The organism is Faecalispora sporosphaeroides DSM 1294, assembly GCA_000383295.1.
Classification (GTDB): domain Bacteria; phylum Bacillota; class Clostridia; order Oscillospirales; family Acutalibacteraceae; genus Faecalispora; species Faecalispora sporosphaeroides.
Genome location: KB911067.1, coordinates 474,219 through 490,567, shown reverse-complemented (window position 1 = coordinate 490,567; position 16,349 = coordinate 474,219). Strand labels below are relative to the sequence as shown.

Here is a 16,349-nt window from a genome sequence, read left to right as displayed (position 1 = left end):
TTGTTTAATATCCTGCCACAGCGCGCAGCTGCGCGCAAAAAACCGTGACCAGGAGGGTGTTGTTCGCGTTTTGATCCATGCGGCGCCGAGTTTGGATGCTGAGTTCCGTCAGCGCCAAAAGGCGGTCGCGGGTCAACTGGCGGGCCAGCTCCTGCGCAGAGGGATCGCGGGTGAGCGAGGTTCCGCCGGCGCGCAGCACGGCGGCGTCGCGGAACAGCATGGTCAGGCGGTCGAGCACCTGACGCAGCAGCTCGCGGTTCTGGATCAGCGGCGCGCAGGTTTTCAGCACCGCGGATTCGTCCGGCAGAGGGAGCTCGCGCAGAATCTGCGCGGCCAGCGCCTGGGCCTCGGGGTGATCTCCGGACTGCTCCCGGGGCTCGAGCGTTAAAATCAGCGAACGGGAGCGGATGGTGGGCAGCAGCGCGGAGGCAGACGGGCACGTGAGAATAAACAGGATCCCCTCGGGGGGCTCTTCCAGAATTTTCAGAAGGGCGTTCTGCGCCTGTTCGGACATGGTTTGGGCCTCAAACAGGCAGTATACTTTTCGGGCGGCCTCGTTCGGCTTGATATACGCATCGGAACGAACGCGGCGCACGGCGTCCACATGGAACGAACGCGCGGCGGTGCCGCCGCTTTCCACAATAATGTCGGGGTGCGACCCCGCTTTGGCCTTGACGCAGGCCGGGCACACTCCGCAGGGGCGCTCACCCTGGGCGGTGCAGACGCAGGCTCTGGCCAAAATCTGCGCCAGAGTGCGCTTGCCGCTGCCGGGCGGCCCCTCCAGAATCACCGCGTGGGGCAGGCGATCCTGTTGCAGAGCAAGCGAAAGCTGCTGACGCAGGGAATCGTTACCGAAAAATCCTTCAAAGATCATACTTTTTCATACCGCTCAACATTCATCACAAAAATCGTCGATCCACCGACCGTGACCTCCACGGGGAAGGAGGCGTAAAGCCCCATATCCATGGCGGAAGCGCTTGGCACGATCTGGGTTCGGCGGCTGCTGTGAGCGGCAATCTCGGAAATGACCTCTTCCACTTTATCGTCCTCTACACCGACGATGAATGTAGTGTTGCCGGCTTTTAAAAAACCGCCGGTCGTCGCCAGCTTCGTGATGGGGAAGTGCTTTTTCGTCAATGCGGCCTGTACCGTGGCACTGTCGTCACTGCTGACAATGGCAAGGATCAGTTTCATAATATATCCCTCCTATACAGGTTGCGGAACGTTTTAAAAAGCGAAGATAGGGTATTTGATTTATTTTACCACTTTCAATGAAAAAATGCCATACCCATGTAAAAAGTCGGCAATTTCGTCCGTAATTTTTTCACCGGGCATCACCACCGGCACACCGGGCGGGCACGGGCAGGCGGTTTCCGCCGCGATTCTGCCGGCGGCGGCCGTGAGAGGGAGCTCTTCCGCCGGGGAAAGCAGCGCCTGCCGGGGGGTGAGCAGCATGGGCGGCAGCGCGGGCAGCGCGGGCAGCGCGGGTGCGGCTTCTGCAATTGCTTTGCCGGGCCGCAGGGCGCGGATCGCCGTTTCGAGGCGCTGAAAATCGCTTTCGCTGTTGAACGGTGTGGCGATCAATACCACCTGAGCCACGTCAGCGTATTCGGGCTCCACGCCATGTTTGCGCAAAAGCCCGGCAGCGTCTTTGCCAGGAATTCCCGCCTCGGCGGTACGCAGCGTGAGCCGAACCGGGTCGCAGCCGCCCTCTGGCGAGGGAATGCCCTGCCGGGCGGCCAGCTCCCGTACCGCCGAGGCCCGATCTTCCAGAGCGGCGAACGCGGCGCGGCCGCTTTCTTCGAGCCAGGCGCGCGCCAGATCGAGCGACGCCATCACGGGGTACGACGGGCTTGTGGAGCCAAACAGCGCCATGGCTCTTTTGGCGTCCGGCACAAAGGACGGCTCCGCAAGATGGAGCCACGCCCCACCGGTCAGCACCGGCAGCGTTTTGTGCGCGGAGCAGGCCGTGGCGGAGGCGCCCAGAAAGAGCGGATGAAGATTCTTCTTTAAAAATGCCAGATGGGTGCCGTGGGCGTTGTCCACCAAAAGGGGAACTTCCGCTTCCCGGCAAACGGCGGAAATGGCGGGGATGTCCGCCAGAACGCCGTAATAGTCGGGACTGGTGAGAAACACGGCCTTCGCGTCGGGGTGCTCCCGCAAAGCGGAGAGGACGTCGCGGCTTTCTACCCGGCCGGGCAGGCCGCGCCCGGCGGTTGGCCGGGGAAGAATCCAGACCGGCGTGATGTCGAGCAGGGCCATGGTATGAACCACACTGCGGTGCAACACGCGGTCAAAGAGAATCGTGCCGCCGCGCGGCGCGGCCAGATACAGCATCGCCTGCAGGCAAAGCGTGCAGCCGCCCGCGGAAAACAGCGTGCGCTTCGCCCCAAACAGCCGTGCCGCCTGCTGTTCCGCCGCAAGGATGGCCCCCTCGGCCTCAAAGAGGCTGTCGGTATCCGGCAGCTCGGTGAAATCGAGCGAAAGAAGGTCCGGCGGTATAGCGTCCGGCGCATTTTTATGCCCCGGCGTATGAAAGGAGGCCCGGTTTTTCTGCCGGTGCTCCAAAAGCGCGGTATAGAGCGGCGTGTCTGTCATAGGAAATCCTTTCGGAAAAACAGTTTTCTATTCTATGGTGTATTCTATAAGCAGCGGGAAATGACGTTGCTCCCGCTCCAATTATATCATAAATCATCCGGAAGGATGATGAGAAATTGATCCATTTCTGGAATCCATCAACCGTCGATGGCTTCTCAGGCGCGGAGAAGCCGGTTTTCGCTGTGATATTGCGCCATATTGGGCAGTTCAGCCGCCCATGCGCCCTGTGGGAATCCGGTAATCCTTTTCCCAGATCAGGATCGCCAAGGCATCTGCCGGTGCGGCATCGTAGATGGATCGGCGGGATAGCTCTGCCAGAGCCGCCTCTACGCCCGGAGCGGGCCGGTAAGGCCGGTGCGAGGTCATCGCCTCAAACACATCTGCCACCGCCAGAACACGGGCCTCCGGCAGAATCTCGTCCCCCGCCAGCCCATGCGGATAGCCAGAGCCATCCATGCGCTCGTGGTGCTGCCGGATGATCTCTGCCAGCGGTGTAAAAAAAGAAATGTCCTTCACCATTTGGTAGCCGGTTTCCGCGTGGGTGCGGATCAGCGCCATTTCCAGCGAGGTGAGGACGGTGGGCTTTGTGAGCAGATCGCCGGGGATGCCGATTTTGCCGATATCGTGAATCAGCGCGGCGCGGCGCAGCAGATCGCACCGCTCGGGCGGCCAGCCCATTTCCAGCGCGATGTCGGTGGCAAGGCAGCTTACCCGAAGCTGGTGCCCCGCGGTGTAAGGGTCCTTTTGCTCCACCATGCGGGCCATCACCAAAAGGGTGTCGTCCATCGCCTGCTCCAACAGGCCGGCTTTTTCGCGCAGCTCCCGATGACGGCACAGGGGCCCGTTTTCTTCGGGAGGGCCAGTGATCACCTGATACAGGGTGCCTCCGCGCCGGGCAAAATAGGGGGATTTTGGAAATTGCATAGCGGCTTCTCCTTTCCATAGCTTGTTTCATTGTATGCGCCGCAATGCCAAGGTTTGCCCGGCTGTGCGTGTGCGTCGGAAAGGAATTTTCGTTATGAAAAAAATCGAAGGACAAGGATTGCATAACTGGAACGGTTGTGCTATACTACTATGGTAATATTTCCGCCCGTGGCGAAGCTGGATATCGCAGCAGATTCCGATTCTGAAGGCCGGGGGTTCGAATCCCTCCGGGCGGGCCAGCAGGCTGAGCCTGCAAGCAAATCGCGCACCTCACGTTGTGGGGTGTGTTTTGTTTTATGCCCGCGCCAGAGGGCGCATCAATTTTGACCGAATCACACAAACGCAAGAGCCGCACGATCTCTATAAAACGATTGAACTTGATACGTCCGCGGATAAACGGTTATCCACTAAAACCAAACCATACAAGCAGGGCAATTCCGATTAACCCAATGACAATACCAATCTGAATATACGGCTTTTCGCTGTATTGGTCATATTTGTAGAATAAGTCTGCCGCACCGCCAAGAAACAATAGCGCCAAGCTGCCTTTCCATGCGGGGTTGCCTTTTATCAAGCACATTGCGGTCAATACCTGTGTTGCGGCTATCATAAATTCCAGTGCATGGCTTTTGGAGCGTGTGTCTATTTGTTCGTCACGTTCGTCTTTGAGCGGACGTTTTATTGAGTTGTTCTTATTCATCTTCGGTAACCCTTCTTCCTCATAAAATATCAAATGCGCTAAAGAAAATATGCATGCTATGCTTCAGCTCAAAAGTGAAAGAGTGCTTACTTCATGTCACATCAGTTATATAGCAGTCATGCACATGAAATCCCATATTCTGGAACAAAAATGAAAGGGACATCATTGCTTTGCCCTTTTCTCACGTCCGTCTCTCATAATAAATACTTACAAACAATTCAACCAGCAATAAAAAACCGATCAAAATTGCAGACACTGTAAGAACAGGAATCCATGTGGTGTTGGCAGTCAGTTTGTATGCTGCCCCGCTTCCTATTGCGGATACTGCAAGACAGCCATAAAGAATTTTGAGTGTCAACGACTTGGTTTTAAGGGTTAAAAGTCTGTTTCGCTCATCGCTATCCTCAATCTGATCTTCTTTTGTCAACTGTTTTGAAAACGCGCGAATAAAACCGCTAATCCCCATCAGAATAGCCAAAACAGCAATGGCAATCTCTTTGATTTGTTCCGGTAAAAACTTTTCCGGTAAAACAATCTTGGAGATTAAAATAAAGACCCCAAGAGCTGCCAATATAATTCCAAGGATCAGTCCCTTTTTATTATAAATCTTCACGTTGTTGATCCTCCAATTCTCTGTTTTCTTTCAGACAGCATAAATCTTCAACTGTTGTTCCAAACACCTCGGCCATTCGATATGCCAGCATAAGGGAAGGGCTGTACTGTTCTTTTTCAATAGAAATAATTGTCCGAGAAGAAACGTAAACTAAATCAGCTAACTGTTGTTGTGTCAAATTAGCCTGATTCCTAAATTCTTTTACTCTTGTTTTCACAACTTACCTCTTACCTCCTCAAATATGAAGCTTGCTTCACAGGAAGCTAGCTTCATATTACTACAACAGCAAAGAACTTTCAAGTGGAAATAGCAGGATTTTTTCAGAAAAAGAGCATATGCCACTGATGCGGCAGGATCGTTGCGGTTGCCGCCATGGGTGCGTTTGTTCTGCGGGCTATCAGGCATAAAGAGCAAGAGATCCCTTTGGGCGGGCTAAAAAGGAGTCGAATCTGAAAAAAATAGACTTCTTTCATTTTATAGGGTAAAATGATCAATAAGATTTGCACTATTTGTCAAAACAGAAGGGGTAACGTTATGGAGGATAAGCTGGAAATCAAAATGAGCGCATTTACGCTGGACTGCAAAGACCCGCATGAATTGGCGGAATTTTATGCGGTGCTGCTCAAATGGGAGATACCGTTTTATGATGAACAATACGCAGTTGTGGGTGCTCCGGGGACGAAGCAGGGAGCATACCCCGGTATAACGTTTCAGCGCAACCCGGAGTATCAGCCGCCCGTGTGGCCGGAGGAGCCGGAAGCTCAGCAGCAAATGGCGCATATCGATTTTGCGGTGAACGATTTGGAAAAAGCGGTTGAATATGCGACCCAATGCGGGGCGACAGTCGCACGGCAGCAATTTTCTGACAGTTGGACCGTTCTGTTTGACCCCGCCGGGCACCCTTTTTGCCTATGCCGGATGAAGCATGTTTTTGAGAGCCCCCATTTTGCGCTGTTGTAAAGAGCTGCGAAGCGGAATGGTATGAGCAGGGCGTGAATCTGCCGGGGCTTTAATGGGAAAACAAGGATTCCCTTCGACAGCATGTTGGTGCTTGCGAAATATTACGATGTCAGTATGGATTATCTGAGTGGGGCCAGCGATGTTAAAACCGCGTATCCCAGAAAAGAATCGAATGGGTTTGCGCACGCGATGAAAGCTTTCATCGCGTGCATTCACAACAGGAAATGGTCAGGCTGAAGGAGATACGAAATTGTGTCTGCTCAGCTTGATTTTATGTTATACTGAATCTGTTGAACGCGAGATCGAGATATGGTTTAATTTTAAATTTTATTTTAAAGGAGAATGAGAAATGGAGTATTCGGCCATCGCATTGGTGTGTGTTGTGGGGCTGCTGGTATATAACGAAATTTCAGCTTTAAAGAAAGTGATTCAAAATCAGGAAAAGCGAATCAATCAATTGGCAAAGCTGACGGGTCATGAAAATTTGTCTTCCTACTGGGTTTCTGATGAATTGAAAGAGCAGGTAATTCAGTTGAAACAAGACGGTAAAAGGGTAGAAGCCATTAAAAAGGTTCGAGAACAAACTCAAATGGAATTGGTTGAAGCAAAACAATATGTAGACAACTTGGATGAAGTTGTTAGCAGCGGCCGATGATGAGCATGTGGTGTGTTTTCAGTGCATTTATTTCGTTAAAAAAATAATGATGCTTCTATTTGAGAAGTTTTATGATAAGATGAATTTATCACTTTTCGTCTGGAGGTTTCTATGTCATTCTTGGACAAGTCTGTGGATTATGAAAGCTACACGATGCGTGAAGCGATAGATGAGGCAAAACGCTGTTTGAGGTGCAAAGTTCCCTCGTGTCAGAAGGGGTGCCCAATCAGTAACGATATCCCCGATTTCATCTATCAGTTATCAAAGGGCAATTTGGGGGAAGCGAGAGAAATCCTTGCGAGAAAAACGAATTTGCCCGCCGTATGCGGCCGCATTTGCCCGCATGAAAAGCAGTGTGTGGGCCACTGTGTGCTCAATGCGAAGGGCACACCGATACAGGTGGGGAAGCTGGAGGAATTTATCGCCGATTTTGATGCCGAAATGGGGCTGATCAAAGAAAATCTGGTTCATAAAACAAGGGGAAAAATCGCTGTGATCGGTTCCGGCCCGGCCGGACTCACCGTAGCGGGCGACCTTGCCAGGCAGGGCTTTAACGTTGTGATTTATGAAAAAGAAAACGAGCCCGGCGGCGTGCTCGTGTACGGAATCCCCGAATTCCGACTCCCGAAAGAGGTTGTGAGAAAAGAAATAAAGAAAATAGAGGCCCTGGGAGTAACCTTTTTAACGAATGTTATGATAGGCCCCGACCTCACTGTAGACGACATGTTTGCACGGAATTACGATGCGATCTTTATCGGCACAGGCACCGCTTTGGCAAGAAATATTGATCTGCCCGGCAGAGATAAAATCGGCATCCTTCAGGCCATTTATTTTCTCCGAATGGTTGCCCTGTACAACAGCGGAGATGTGGGCAGGGATGAAATACCGGTCAGGCAGGGGGACAAAGTGGTCATCATCGGCGCGGGCAATGTTGCGATGGACGCCGCCCGCACCGCTTTAAGAGCCGGAGCGGGGTCGGTCGCGATTGTATACCGCAAGGGAGAAGAGGACATGCCGGCCCTGAAAGCGGAGTATAACAGCGCTGTGGAAGAAGGGGTGCAATTCATTTGGCATGCCGAGCCCACCCGGTTTAACGGCGGCGAAAGAGTGAGCGGCATCACCTTAAAGCAGGGCGATCAATCCGTCGATGTGGATGCGGATGTCATCATGCTTGCAATCGGCTCAAAGCCCGCCAGCCGGATCGTTTCCACGACCACAGGCATCGAGGTAAATGAAAACGGCTATGTGGTCACCAAAGAGAAGCCCTATGGGATGACCATGAGAAAGGGTGTTTTTGCGGGGGGAGATGTCGTTCACCAGCCTGCAACCGTAGTTCTTGCAATGAAGGAGGCAAAAAAGGTGGCCGAGGGAATCGCCTCGTATGTGGACGCCATCAAGCTTCTGGAGCTGTAATCGCGCGGCGCGGCGGAATAAAAGGCCGCATGTGCGTTCTTCCGTATGAATTTTGATTCTATGAAACATCAAAATGCAGTTCAGCCCCTGCGGCTGCGCTGCATTTTTTGCTTGAAACGGCTGTGCCGCAAACTGCGGTATCCGCCGCCTGATTTTCCTTAAAAAAAATAAGAACAGGGATTTTCGCCCTGTTCTTATTTTTGATATTGGTTTGCGGAATTTACGGTTCAGGATACTCCTGTTGCATTTATCTCCCGTAGTAGGCGTCGAGGTACATCTGCCGGATTTCACTCATCAGCGGGTACCGGGGATTCGCGCCGGTGCACTGGTCGTCGAAGGCGTGCTCGGTCATTTCATCCAGCGTAGCCAGAAACGCGGCTTCGTCGACGCCCCAGGCCTGAATCGACTTTGGAATGCCGATTTTTGCTTTGAGCTCTTCGATCGCGGCGAGCAGGCCGTTGAATTTTTCTTCCTCATCCTTGCCGGGAATGCCGAGAAAATCGGCACATTCGCAGTAGCGCTCCAGCGTGTGCGGGTACTGGTACTGCGGGAAGGTACCCATTTTGGCCGGGCGGGGATCGGCGTTATAGCGCACGACATAGGTGATCAGCAGCGCGTTGGCCACGCCGTGCGGCAGGTGGTGAAAGGCCCCCAGCTTATGCGCCATGGAATGGCATACGCCGAGGAACGCGTTGGCAAATGCCATGCCCGCCATGGTGGAGGCATCCGCCATTTTTTCGCGCGCGATGGGGTCGGCTGCGCCGTGCTCGTATGCCCGGGGCAGATAGGTAAAGATGTTTTTCAGAGCTTTCAGCGCAAGGCCGTCGGTGTAATCCGTCGCGAGCATGGCGGCGTAGGCCTCCAGCGCGTGGGTCATGGCATCGATACCGGAAGCGGCGGTCAGCCCCTTGGGCATGTGCATCATCAAATCCGCGTCCACAATCGCCATTTTCGGCATCAGCTCGTAATCGGCCAGCGGGTATTTGATGCCGGTGGCTTCGTCGGTGATCACGGCGAACGGCGTCACCTCCGAGCCGGTGCCGGCAGAGGTGGGGATGGCGATGAAATGGGCCTTTTCGCCCATTTTTGGGAACGTGTACACCCGCTTGCGGATATCCATAAAGCGCATGGCGAGATCCATAAAATCCACCTCGGGATGCTCATACATCGTCCACATGATCTTGGCGGCGTCCATTGCGGAGCCTCCGCCGAGCGCGATGATGCAGTCCGGCGCGAAGGCTTTCATGGCCGCGGCGCCTTCCTTGGCGCAGTGCAGGGTGGGGTCGGGCTGAACATCGAAAAAGGTTGTGTGCACAATTCCCAGCTCGTCGAGGCGGTCGGTAATACTCTTTGTATATCCGTTGCGGAACAGGAACTCGTCGGTGACGAGGAACACTCTCTTTTTGTTGAGCGCGTCTTTCAGCTCGCCCAGAGCCACCGGCAGGCAGCCGCGTTTAAAATAAACCTTTTCCGGGGCGCGGAACCAAAGCATGTTTTCTCTCCTCTCCGCAACGGTTTTGAGGTTCAGCAGGTGCTTGACGCCCACGTTTTCCGATACGGAGTTTCCGCCCCAGGAGCCGCAGCCGAGCGTGAGCGAGGGGGCGAGCTTAAAGTTGTACAGGTCGCCGATGCCGCCCTGCGCGGCGGGCGTATTGACGAGCACGCGGCAGGTTTTCATCGCGCCGGTGAACTGCCGCAGGCGCTCCGGTTCGGTTACGGTGTTGATATACAGGGAGGAGGTGTGGCCGTACCCTCCGTCCACTACCAGACGCTCCGCCTTCCGAATCGCGTCGGCAAAGTCCTTGGCGCGGTACATGGCCAGAACGGGGCTGAGCTTCTCGTGGGCAAAGGCTTCCTGCGGCTCCACGCTTTCCACCTCTCCGATCAGGATCTTGGCGTTCTCCGGAACGTCAAAGCCCGAGAGCTTTGCGATGGTGTGGGCCGACTGGCCGACGATTTTGGAGTTGAGCGCGCCGTTGATCAGAATCGTGCGGCGAACCTTCTCCGTTTCCTCCGGGCTGAGCAGGTGGCAGCCGCGCGCCGCAAACTCTGCTTTGACCCGCTCGTAGACGCCGTCCAGCACGATCACGGACTGCTCCGAAGCACAGATCATGCCGTTGTCGAAGGTTTTGGAGTGGATGATCGAGTTGACGGCCAGAATCAGGTCTGCGGAATCGTCGATGATGGCGGGGGTGTTGCCGGCGCCCACGCCGATGGCCGGCTTGCCGGAGGAGTAAGCGGCCTGCACCATGCCGGGGCCGCCGGTGGCGAGAATCAGATTCGCTTCTTTCATGGCCTGATTCGTCAGCTCCACGGAGGGGGCGTCGATCCAGCCGATGATGTCCTTGGGCGCGCCCGCGGCCACGGCCGCGTTCAGAACGACCCGCGCCGCGGCAATCGTGCTCTCTTTTGCGCGGGGGTGCGGGCAGATGAGAATGGCGTTCCGGGTTTTCAGGCAGAGAAGCGTTTTGAAAATGGCGGTAGAGGTCGGGTTGGTTGTGGGAATCACGGCGGCGATCACGCCGACCGGCTCCGCGATGGTTTGAACGCCGAACGAGGAATCCTGCTCCAGCACGCCGCAGGTTTTGGTGTTTTTATACGCATTGTAAATATATTCGGAAGCATAGTGGTTCTTAATGACCTTGTCTTCCACGACCCCCATGCCGGTTTCTGCAACTGCCAGCTTTGCCAGGGGAATCCGCTGGTGGTTTGCAGCCATGGCTACGGCCAGGAAAATCCGATCCACCTGTTCCTGCGAATAGGTGGAAAAAAGCTTCTGGGCCTTGCGCAGCGCCGCCATTTTAGGAGCAAGCGTCTCCGCCGCGCTCTCATACACGACTACGACAGGTTCCTGTACGCCGATCTCGGGAGCTTTTTTGGTAGCCATTTTAATTCCTCCGATTCAAAATGTAAGTGAATGTGTGGGTGGATAGACGATGTCAATGAGATTGTTATTTTTTTAACGTATCGCTTACCTCTATTATATCCGAATTGTTAATTGTTTGTCAATCTTTTTCAGATGAAATTTAAAAAATTTTGATCGAAGGATTCTGTAAGTTTTTTACCAAAAGCAGACTGCGCATTTTCGTGTAAAAGACCGGCAAAGACGAGAATCCCCGGGAGATGGGATACAGGCGGTTCCCTTTGATAAAATAAGTCAGCATTCAAAATAAAAAACAATAGTATTTTAAAATAAAAATGTTGACTTTACCAATTTTATCGACTATAATAAGCGCATCAAATAAATGTAGGATGTTTAAATTATGGTATATATGGGTTCCCCAGATATCGAGTTGACAGCAGAGGACAAAAAGTCTGTGGTCGATATTACAGTAGAATACGTGATGGGCAAAATCAGCAGAAAGGAATGGAAGCCGGGCACTAAGATCCCCACAGAATTTGAGCTGGTAGAAACGCTGAAGGTAAGCCGCAATTCCGTGCGGGAGGCCATTAAGGTGCTGGTGGCTTTGGGTTTGCTGGAAATTCGCCGTGCGGACGGCACCTATGTGGTGAATCGTTTTTCAGAAAAAATGATGACCCCGTGGGCCTGCAGCCTGCTGCTGGAGGACGATGATTCTCTTGCTCTGCTGGAGCTGCGCATGGTGATTGAACGGGGAATTTTTTCCCTTGCCATTCAAAAGGGCACGGAGGAGGACATGCGCGCCATTTATGACGCCTCGGAGCGTTTTATCGTTTTGGCGCAGGATGTGCAGGCCACCTCTTCCGAGATTCTGGACGCGGATATCCGCTATCGCGAAAGAATCTGCGAAGCGTCGCATAATCACCTGACGGCGCGCCTGAACGATATGATCGCTTTCGCCAGCCTCCATTCCCGCGAAAAATCCATTGAAGAGGCCATCGCCTGCAATGATCGATTTCACATGGTGGATTCTCACCGCAAGCTGACCGAAATTATTGTACAGCGGCGCACCGCCGATTTGAATGAAGTACTCAGCTATTGCTACAAGTACTGGGGGATTGCGCTGCAAAATCAAAAATAGAGAAACAACCAGCCGACAGCTTAGCCGGTTGCTTACAAAGCAGCGGCGGCACATATTTTGAAAGAAAAACTTTTGAACAATGTTATATTGAATTACATAAAACATCCGACGTTGGTTGTTGTTTTTAACATTATAAAATGTTTGTTTAGAAATTAACTATTAAGATTGTGGAAACACTTGGGAAAAAGCTCGAAAAAGGGCGAATGGCCGGGCGGCCGAAAAAGCGCACGCGGCTGGCCGGGTATATTCCCGGCGAGCGAATCAACGATACAATACCTGTGAATAGGAGGAAAAGAAATTGGAAACAAAGGAACTGCGGAAGATTGCCAGCAAACTGCGGCTGGAAGCAGTGCGAATGGTTTACGAGGGAAAGGACGGCCACCCGGGGCCGGCGCTGTCTGTGGCGGATATTGTTACCACCCTATACTTCGACGCCATGCGGGTAGACCCGGGCGATCCCCATTGGCCGGACAGAGACCGCTTTATTTTATCTAAGGGGCATGCCTGCCCCATCTGGTATGCCGCCCTCAATGAGCGCGGCTACTTTCAGCCAAAGGTGGAGCATTTCCATCTGCGCGAGCTGCACAGCATGTTTCAGGGGCACCCCTCGATGAAGAATACGCCCGGCATCGACATGACCTCCGGCTCCTTGGGCAACGGGATCGCCATCGGCGCGGGAATGGCGCTTGCGGCAAAGATTGCGAACAGACCCTATTACACCTATGTGATCTGCGGTGACGGCGAGCTGCAGGAGGGCGTTTGCTGGGAGGGGGCCAATGTCGCCACCGGCCGGGGCCTTGATAACCTGATTGTGTTTGTGGACAGAAACGGCTGGCAGAGCTTCCGCAAGATAGAGCAGACCGTTGGACTCAACAACCCGGCAGACCGCTTTCGCGCGTTCGGGTGGCATGTGCAGGAAATCTGCGGGCACGACATAGGGGCCATTCAGGCGGCGATCGCCGTAGCCAAAAGCACAAAAGGGCGCCCGAGCTGTATTGTTTGCGACTGCGTGAAGGGCGAGGGTGTCAGCTACATGGAAAACAACAACGCGTGGCACAAGGGTGTGCCGACGGATGAGGAATACGAGCTTGCCGTAAAAGAACTGGGGGTGCCGACGAATGACGGAATTTAAGGGAACGCGGGAGGCCTTTGCCGCCGCCGTGATGGATATGGCCGAAACGGAGGAAAGAATTGTGGTGGTCTCTCCGGATTCGTTGAAGGCGATGCGGGCCGTGCCGTTCGGCGAAAAATACCCCGACCGCTATGTGGAATGCGGAATCGCGGAGCAGTGCGCCGTGGATGTGGCGGCCGGTTTGGCCAGCTGCGGGCTGATCCCCTTCGTGGGAACCTACTGCGGGTTTCTTACCATGCGCGCCTGTGAGCAGATGCGCACCTTTGTGGGCTACACCGAGCTGAACGCAAAGTTCGTCGGGGTGAATGCCGGACTGCTCGGCGGCGAGCGGGAGGGTGTGACGCATCAGTTCTACGAGGATATCGGCATACTGGCGAGCATCCCGAATTTTACGATTTTAACGCCTGCGGATCCGGCTCAGTGCTACCATGCGGTTCGGCTGGCAGCGGAAATTGACGGGCCGGTTTATGTGCGGGCCGGGAGCGGCCGTGAAAAAAATGTATACAGCAAAGACGCGCCATTTTCCACCGACGGGATTACGGTGTGGAAGGAATACGGAACCGACGCGGTTTTGCTGTCAAACGGCTTTGTGCTCGACCGCGTGCTCGCTGCGGCCGAGCTGTTGAAAGAGGCGGGAATTCCGGTTACGGTGGCGGACGTCAACATTCTGTACGGCAAGCGGCAGAATCGGATTTTAGAGGTGATTTCCAAAAGTGATCAGCTGTTTACTGTGGAGGATCACAACATCAATGGCGGGCTGGGTTCCTACATCAGCCGTTTGGTGTGCGAAAACAAGCCGGCGAGGGTTCACCGGATCGCGCTCACCGGCTATGGGGAATCCGGGCCTGCGGAGCCCCTGGCGGATGCTTACGGATTTTCCCCGCAGGCCATTGCACAGACCGTTCGCTCCACGCTGAACCGGTAATGTTTTTCGGTTCGGAATCGGAGGACAGGATAAACTCATTCACTCTGAACCATCTGTCTGCAAAAGCTTCTGTTTTTTTGCCGTGGGCGGGGGAAAACCGGGTTCGGATGAAACAACCAATCTACATTGGAAAAAGGAGAGCGAATTCAAATGGAAAGAATAAAAGTGGCAGTCATTGGCGCAGGCGGAAAAATGGGAACGCGCACAAGCAATAATCTGGCCAAAAGACCGGAGCTGTTTGACCTGAAGCTGGTAGAGAATTCCCCGGCCGGGGTAGAGAGCATCCGTGCCCGCGGCCTGGACGTGACCCCGGTGGAGGAAGCCTTTGCCGAGGCGGAGGTGATCGTGTTTGCCGTGCCGGATACGCTGATCCAAAAGCTATCGGAAATTTATGTCCCGATGATGCGGCCGGGAGCGGGCCTGCTGATTTTGGACCCTGCCGCCGCGGTGGCGCGGAAGCTGAGTCTGCGGGACGACTGCACCTTCGGCGTGGCCCACCCCTGCCACCCCTCGTATTTTCTGGATCAGGACACCTACGAGGCGCGCCAGGACCGCTTTGGCGGCTGCGGCGGCAAGCAGGATATCGTGATGAGCAAGATTCAGGGAGATGACGCCCGCTTTGCCCAGCTGGTAGAGGTGGCAAAAAATATGTATGCTCCCGTTCTGCACGCTTACGTGATGACCTCGGAGCAGATTGCCTTTTTGGAGCCGACTTTGGTGGAGCTGCTCGGCGCAACCTGCCTGTATGCCATGGCGGAAACTGTGGATAAGGCCGAGGAAAAGGGAATTGGGCGCGACGCGGCGATCTCTTTTCTGACGGGCCACATCTATAACCTGACGGCGAACTTTCTGGGTCTGCTGCCCGGCAGGCCGCCCGTGTCGGACGCATGCAAGGTGGCCATCGGCCTTGGCAACCGCCTTGTTCTGCGCGACGATTGGAAAAAAATCTGGGATGACGAGGTGCTCGATCGGGTAATTGCCACCATGCTTCATCCCGAAAATCCCCAAATTTAAACGGACCGCAGTCCATTCCCATCCAGTTTACTTACAGAAAACCGGCGGTTTCTTCCGCCGTGAAAAGTGAGGGAAGAAATCAACAGCCGGTTTTCAAATGAAATCATTCTGTTCTTATGCAATTGGTTCCGTGGCGTTTCATTCATGTTCTTTGTGTTAACAGGTAACACATTTATCGCCTGACAATATTGTATTGAAAAAGGAGAAACAACATGAAATTGACACACCGTTTCACGGCACTGCTGCTGGCGGCTGCCATGGGCCTCAGTCTGACTGCCTGCGGCCCGAGCCAATCCGGCAACAACGCACCCTCCGCCACCCCTTCTGAGCAGTCTGCTCAAAGCCCGGAAAGCAGCACTGCGGAAGACACCCTCGCGGCCTCCGGCGACTATGCGCTGAAATCCGGCAAGTATGTGATCGGCCTTTCCAACTCGTTCTACGGCAACACCTGGCGCAAGCAGATGGTAAGCTCGTTTACCCAGGCGGCCGAGGAAGCCAAAAAGAAAGGCTATATCTCCGGCTATGAGATTCAGAACGGAGACAACACCGTCAACACTCAGATTGCGCAGATCAACTCCTTTATTCTGAAAAAGGTGGACGCGATCTGCATCAACGCCGCCTCCTCCACCGCGCTGAACGACGTTTTGAAGAAAGCAATGGATCAGGGCATCAAAATCATTGCGTTCGATTCCATCATCGATCTGGACGGCGCCTACACCATGGACTATGACTGGGTGAGTATGGGCGAAAAGAAAACACAGTATGTGATGGACAAAATCGGCGGCAAGGGCAACGTGATTGTTGTGCGCGGCCCCTCCGGCGCGGCGCCCGACGTGGGAATTTATGAGGGCATTACCAACGTTCTGAAGAAATACCCCGACGTGAAGATTGCGACGGAGATTCAGGGGCAGGCCGACGCCACCGTTACCCAGCAGGGAATTCTGAATGTGCTCTCGTCTTTGCCGAAAATCGACGCGGTGATCACCCACTGCGGCGCAGACTCCATGGGCGTGGTCAATGCGTTCCAGTCCATGGGGCAGGAGGTTCCGCTGACGATCGGCGACAACACCGCCGAATTTATGACCTGGTGGAACCAGCAGGCGCAGAAGGGCTATGAGACCATGTCCGTCAACTCCACGCCCTCCTGCGGCGCCGGTGCGCTGTGGACGGCCGTCGCCGCGCTTAACGGCGGGAAGGTGCCGCAGAAAATGTACCTGCCCTTCATCTACATCAATCAGGATAAAATCGGGCAGTATGCCGATCTGCAGGCCGGTACCATCGCAAGCCCCTATATGTCTTACGATTATGTCGTGGAAAACATTCTGAAAAAATAAGTTTCTCCCCTGAGTATATGAAAAGAGGCGGACCATCCGGAAAAATGTTTCGGACGGTCCGCCCGATCTCAAAAGCCGGT

General features: G+C 54.2%; 16 protein-coding genes and 1 tRNA gene. 9 read left to right on the top strand and 8 right to left on the bottom strand.

Going from position 1 to position 16,349, the window contains the following annotated elements; all coding sequences use genetic code 11:
• Positions 1 to 4: 4 nt before the first annotated feature.
• The 4 genes from G340_RS0105995 to G340_RS0105980 form a co-directional block, all read right to left on the bottom strand.
• The gene (locus tag G340_RS0105995; RefSeq protein WP_020072751.1) at positions 5 to 874 is read right to left on the bottom strand and encodes a DNA polymerase III subunit; all 870 of its coding nucleotides are present in this window, start codon (positions 872 to 874) and stop codon (positions 5 to 7) included.
• Complete coding sequence (locus G340_RS0105990) at positions 871 to 1,194, bottom strand: cyclic-di-AMP receptor (RefSeq protein WP_009059687.1); 324 nt, start codon at positions 1,192 to 1,194, stop codon at positions 871 to 873. The genes G340_RS0105995 and G340_RS0105990 overlap by 4 nt, the downstream gene beginning before the upstream one ends.
• A 60-nt stretch (positions 1,195 to 1,254) precedes the next feature.
• The gene (locus G340_RS0105985; protein WP_020072750.1) at positions 1,255 to 2,598 is read right to left on the bottom strand and encodes an aminotransferase class I/II-fold pyridoxal phosphate-dependent enzyme; all 1,344 of its coding nucleotides are present in this window, start codon (positions 2,596 to 2,598) and stop codon (positions 1,255 to 1,257) included.
• Between the two features lie 207 nt (positions 2,599 to 2,805).
• On the bottom strand, positions 2,806 to 3,522 hold the full coding sequence (locus G340_RS0105980) for an HD-GYP domain-containing protein (RefSeq protein WP_020072749.1): 717 nt from the start codon (positions 3,520 to 3,522) through the stop codon (positions 2,806 to 2,808).
• Positions 3,523 to 3,684: 162 nt separating this feature from the next.
• Between G340_RS0105980 and G340_RS0105975 the strand changes: the two genes are divergently transcribed.
• Positions 3,685 to 3,761 (top strand) — tRNA-Arg (locus G340_RS0105975).
• Between the two features lie 161 nt (positions 3,762 to 3,922).
• Here G340_RS0105975 and G340_RS0105970 read toward each other — a convergent pair.
• The 3 genes from G340_RS0105970 to G340_RS17440 form a co-directional block, all read right to left on the bottom strand.
• On the bottom strand, positions 3,923 to 4,255 hold the full coding sequence (locus G340_RS0105970; RefSeq protein ID WP_326522331.1) for a DUF6442 family protein: 333 nt from the start codon (positions 4,253 to 4,255) through the stop codon (positions 3,923 to 3,925).
• A gap of 148 nt (positions 4,256 to 4,403) precedes the next feature.
• Positions 4,404 to 4,835, bottom strand: a complete 432-nt coding sequence (locus G340_RS0105965) for a hypothetical protein (RefSeq protein WP_020072747.1) — start codon at positions 4,833 to 4,835, stop codon at positions 4,404 to 4,406.
• On the bottom strand, positions 4,822 to 5,052 hold the full coding sequence (locus G340_RS17440; RefSeq protein WP_020072746.1) for a helix-turn-helix transcriptional regulator: 231 nt from the start codon (positions 5,050 to 5,052) through the stop codon (positions 4,822 to 4,824). Before G340_RS17440 ends, G340_RS0105965 begins: the two co-directional genes overlap by 14 nt.
• Before the next feature lie 317 nt (positions 5,053 to 5,369).
• Between G340_RS17440 and G340_RS0105960 the strand changes: the two genes are divergently transcribed.
• From G340_RS0105960 to G340_RS0105945, 3 genes are all read left to right on the top strand, one after another.
• Positions 5,370 to 5,795 (top strand): VOC family protein, encoded by a 426-nt coding sequence (locus G340_RS0105960; protein ID WP_020072745.1) that lies wholly within the window; start codon positions 5,370 to 5,372, stop codon positions 5,793 to 5,795.
• Between the two features lie 349 nt (positions 5,796 to 6,144).
• Positions 6,145 to 6,450, top strand: a complete 306-nt coding sequence (locus G340_RS0105950) for a ribosomal protein L7/L12 (RefSeq protein ID WP_020072743.1) — start codon at positions 6,145 to 6,147, stop codon at positions 6,448 to 6,450.
• Positions 6,451 to 6,561: 111 nt separating this feature from the next.
• Entirely contained in the window at positions 6,562 to 7,863 is a 1,302-nt protein-coding gene (locus G340_RS0105945) for an NAD(P)-dependent oxidoreductase (protein WP_020072742.1), read from the top strand.
• 247 nt (positions 7,864 to 8,110) lie between these two features.
• Here the strand turns inward: G340_RS0105945 and adhE are convergent, their stop codons facing one another.
• Positions 8,111 to 10,750 carry a bifunctional acetaldehyde-CoA/alcohol dehydrogenase gene (gene adhE / locus G340_RS0105940; RefSeq protein ID WP_020072741.1) on the bottom strand — a complete coding sequence of 880 codons (2,640 nt, stop codon included), beginning with the start codon at positions 10,748 to 10,750 and terminating at the stop codon, positions 8,111 to 8,113.
• A 376-nt stretch (positions 10,751 to 11,126) separates the two neighbouring features.
• On the opposite strand from adhE, the gene G340_RS0105935 reads away from it, so the two are divergent.
• From G340_RS0105935 to G340_RS0105915, 5 genes are all read left to right on the top strand, one after another.
• On the top strand, positions 11,127 to 11,864 hold the full coding sequence (locus G340_RS0105935; RefSeq protein ID WP_020072740.1) for a FadR/GntR family transcriptional regulator: 738 nt from the start codon (positions 11,127 to 11,129) through the stop codon (positions 11,862 to 11,864).
• A 298-nt stretch (positions 11,865 to 12,162) separates the two neighbouring features.
• Positions 12,163 to 12,996, top strand: a complete 834-nt coding sequence (locus G340_RS0105930) for a transketolase (protein WP_020072739.1) — start codon at positions 12,163 to 12,165, stop codon at positions 12,994 to 12,996.
• Positions 12,983 to 13,921 (top strand): transketolase family protein, encoded by a 939-nt coding sequence (locus tag G340_RS0105925; RefSeq protein ID WP_020072738.1) that lies wholly within the window; start codon positions 12,983 to 12,985, stop codon positions 13,919 to 13,921. The genes G340_RS0105930 and G340_RS0105925 overlap by 14 nt, the downstream gene beginning before the upstream one ends.
• A gap of 150 nt (positions 13,922 to 14,071) precedes the next feature.
• Positions 14,072 to 14,935: a phosphogluconate dehydrogenase C-terminal domain-containing protein gene (locus G340_RS0105920; RefSeq protein ID WP_020072737.1), complete on the top strand. Its 864-nt coding sequence runs from the start codon at positions 14,072 to 14,074 to the stop codon at positions 14,933 to 14,935.
• 212 nt (positions 14,936 to 15,147) lie between these two features.
• Positions 15,148 to 16,269 (top strand): ABC transporter substrate-binding protein, encoded by a 1,122-nt coding sequence (locus G340_RS0105915; RefSeq protein WP_020072736.1) that lies wholly within the window; start codon positions 15,148 to 15,150, stop codon positions 16,267 to 16,269.
• Positions 16,270 to 16,349: the final 80 nt, after the last annotated feature.

Coding starts and splice junctions, on each gene's coding strand:
- G340_RS0105945 (WP_020072742.1), top strand. CDS start 6,562: ATGTCATTCTTGGACAAGTCTGTGGATTATGAAAGCTACACGATGCGT.
- G340_RS0105935 (WP_020072740.1), top strand. CDS start 11,127: ATGGTATATATGGGTTCCCCAGATATCGAGTTGACAGCAGAGGACAAA.
- G340_RS0105980 (WP_020072749.1), bottom strand. CDS start 3,522: ATGCAATTTCCAAAATCCCCCTATTTTGCCCGGCGCGGAGGCACCCTG.
- G340_RS0105985 (WP_020072750.1), bottom strand. CDS start 2,598: ATGACAGACACGCCGCTCTATACCGCGCTTTTGGAGCACCGGCAGAAA.
- adhE (WP_020072741.1), bottom strand. CDS start 10,750: ATGGCTACCAAAAAAGCTCCCGAGATCGGCGTACAGGAACCTGTCGTA.
- G340_RS0105995 (WP_020072751.1), bottom strand. CDS start 874: ATGATCTTTGAAGGATTTTTCGGTAACGATTCCCTGCGTCAGCAGCTT.
- G340_RS0105920 (WP_020072737.1), top strand. CDS start 14,072: ATGGAAAGAATAAAAGTGGCAGTCATTGGCGCAGGCGGAAAAATGGGA.
- G340_RS0105925 (WP_020072738.1), top strand. CDS start 12,983: ATGACGGAATTTAAGGGAACGCGGGAGGCCTTTGCCGCCGCCGTGATG.
- G340_RS0105915 (WP_020072736.1), top strand. CDS start 15,148: ATGAAATTGACACACCGTTTCACGGCACTGCTGCTGGCGGCTGCCATG.
- G340_RS0105950 (WP_020072743.1), top strand. CDS start 6,145: ATGGAGTATTCGGCCATCGCATTGGTGTGTGTTGTGGGGCTGCTGGTA.
- G340_RS0105960 (WP_020072745.1), top strand. CDS start 5,370: ATGGAGGATAAGCTGGAAATCAAAATGAGCGCATTTACGCTGGACTGC.
- G340_RS0105990 (WP_009059687.1), bottom strand. CDS start 1,194: ATGAAACTGATCCTTGCCATTGTCAGCAGTGACGACAGTGCCACGGTA.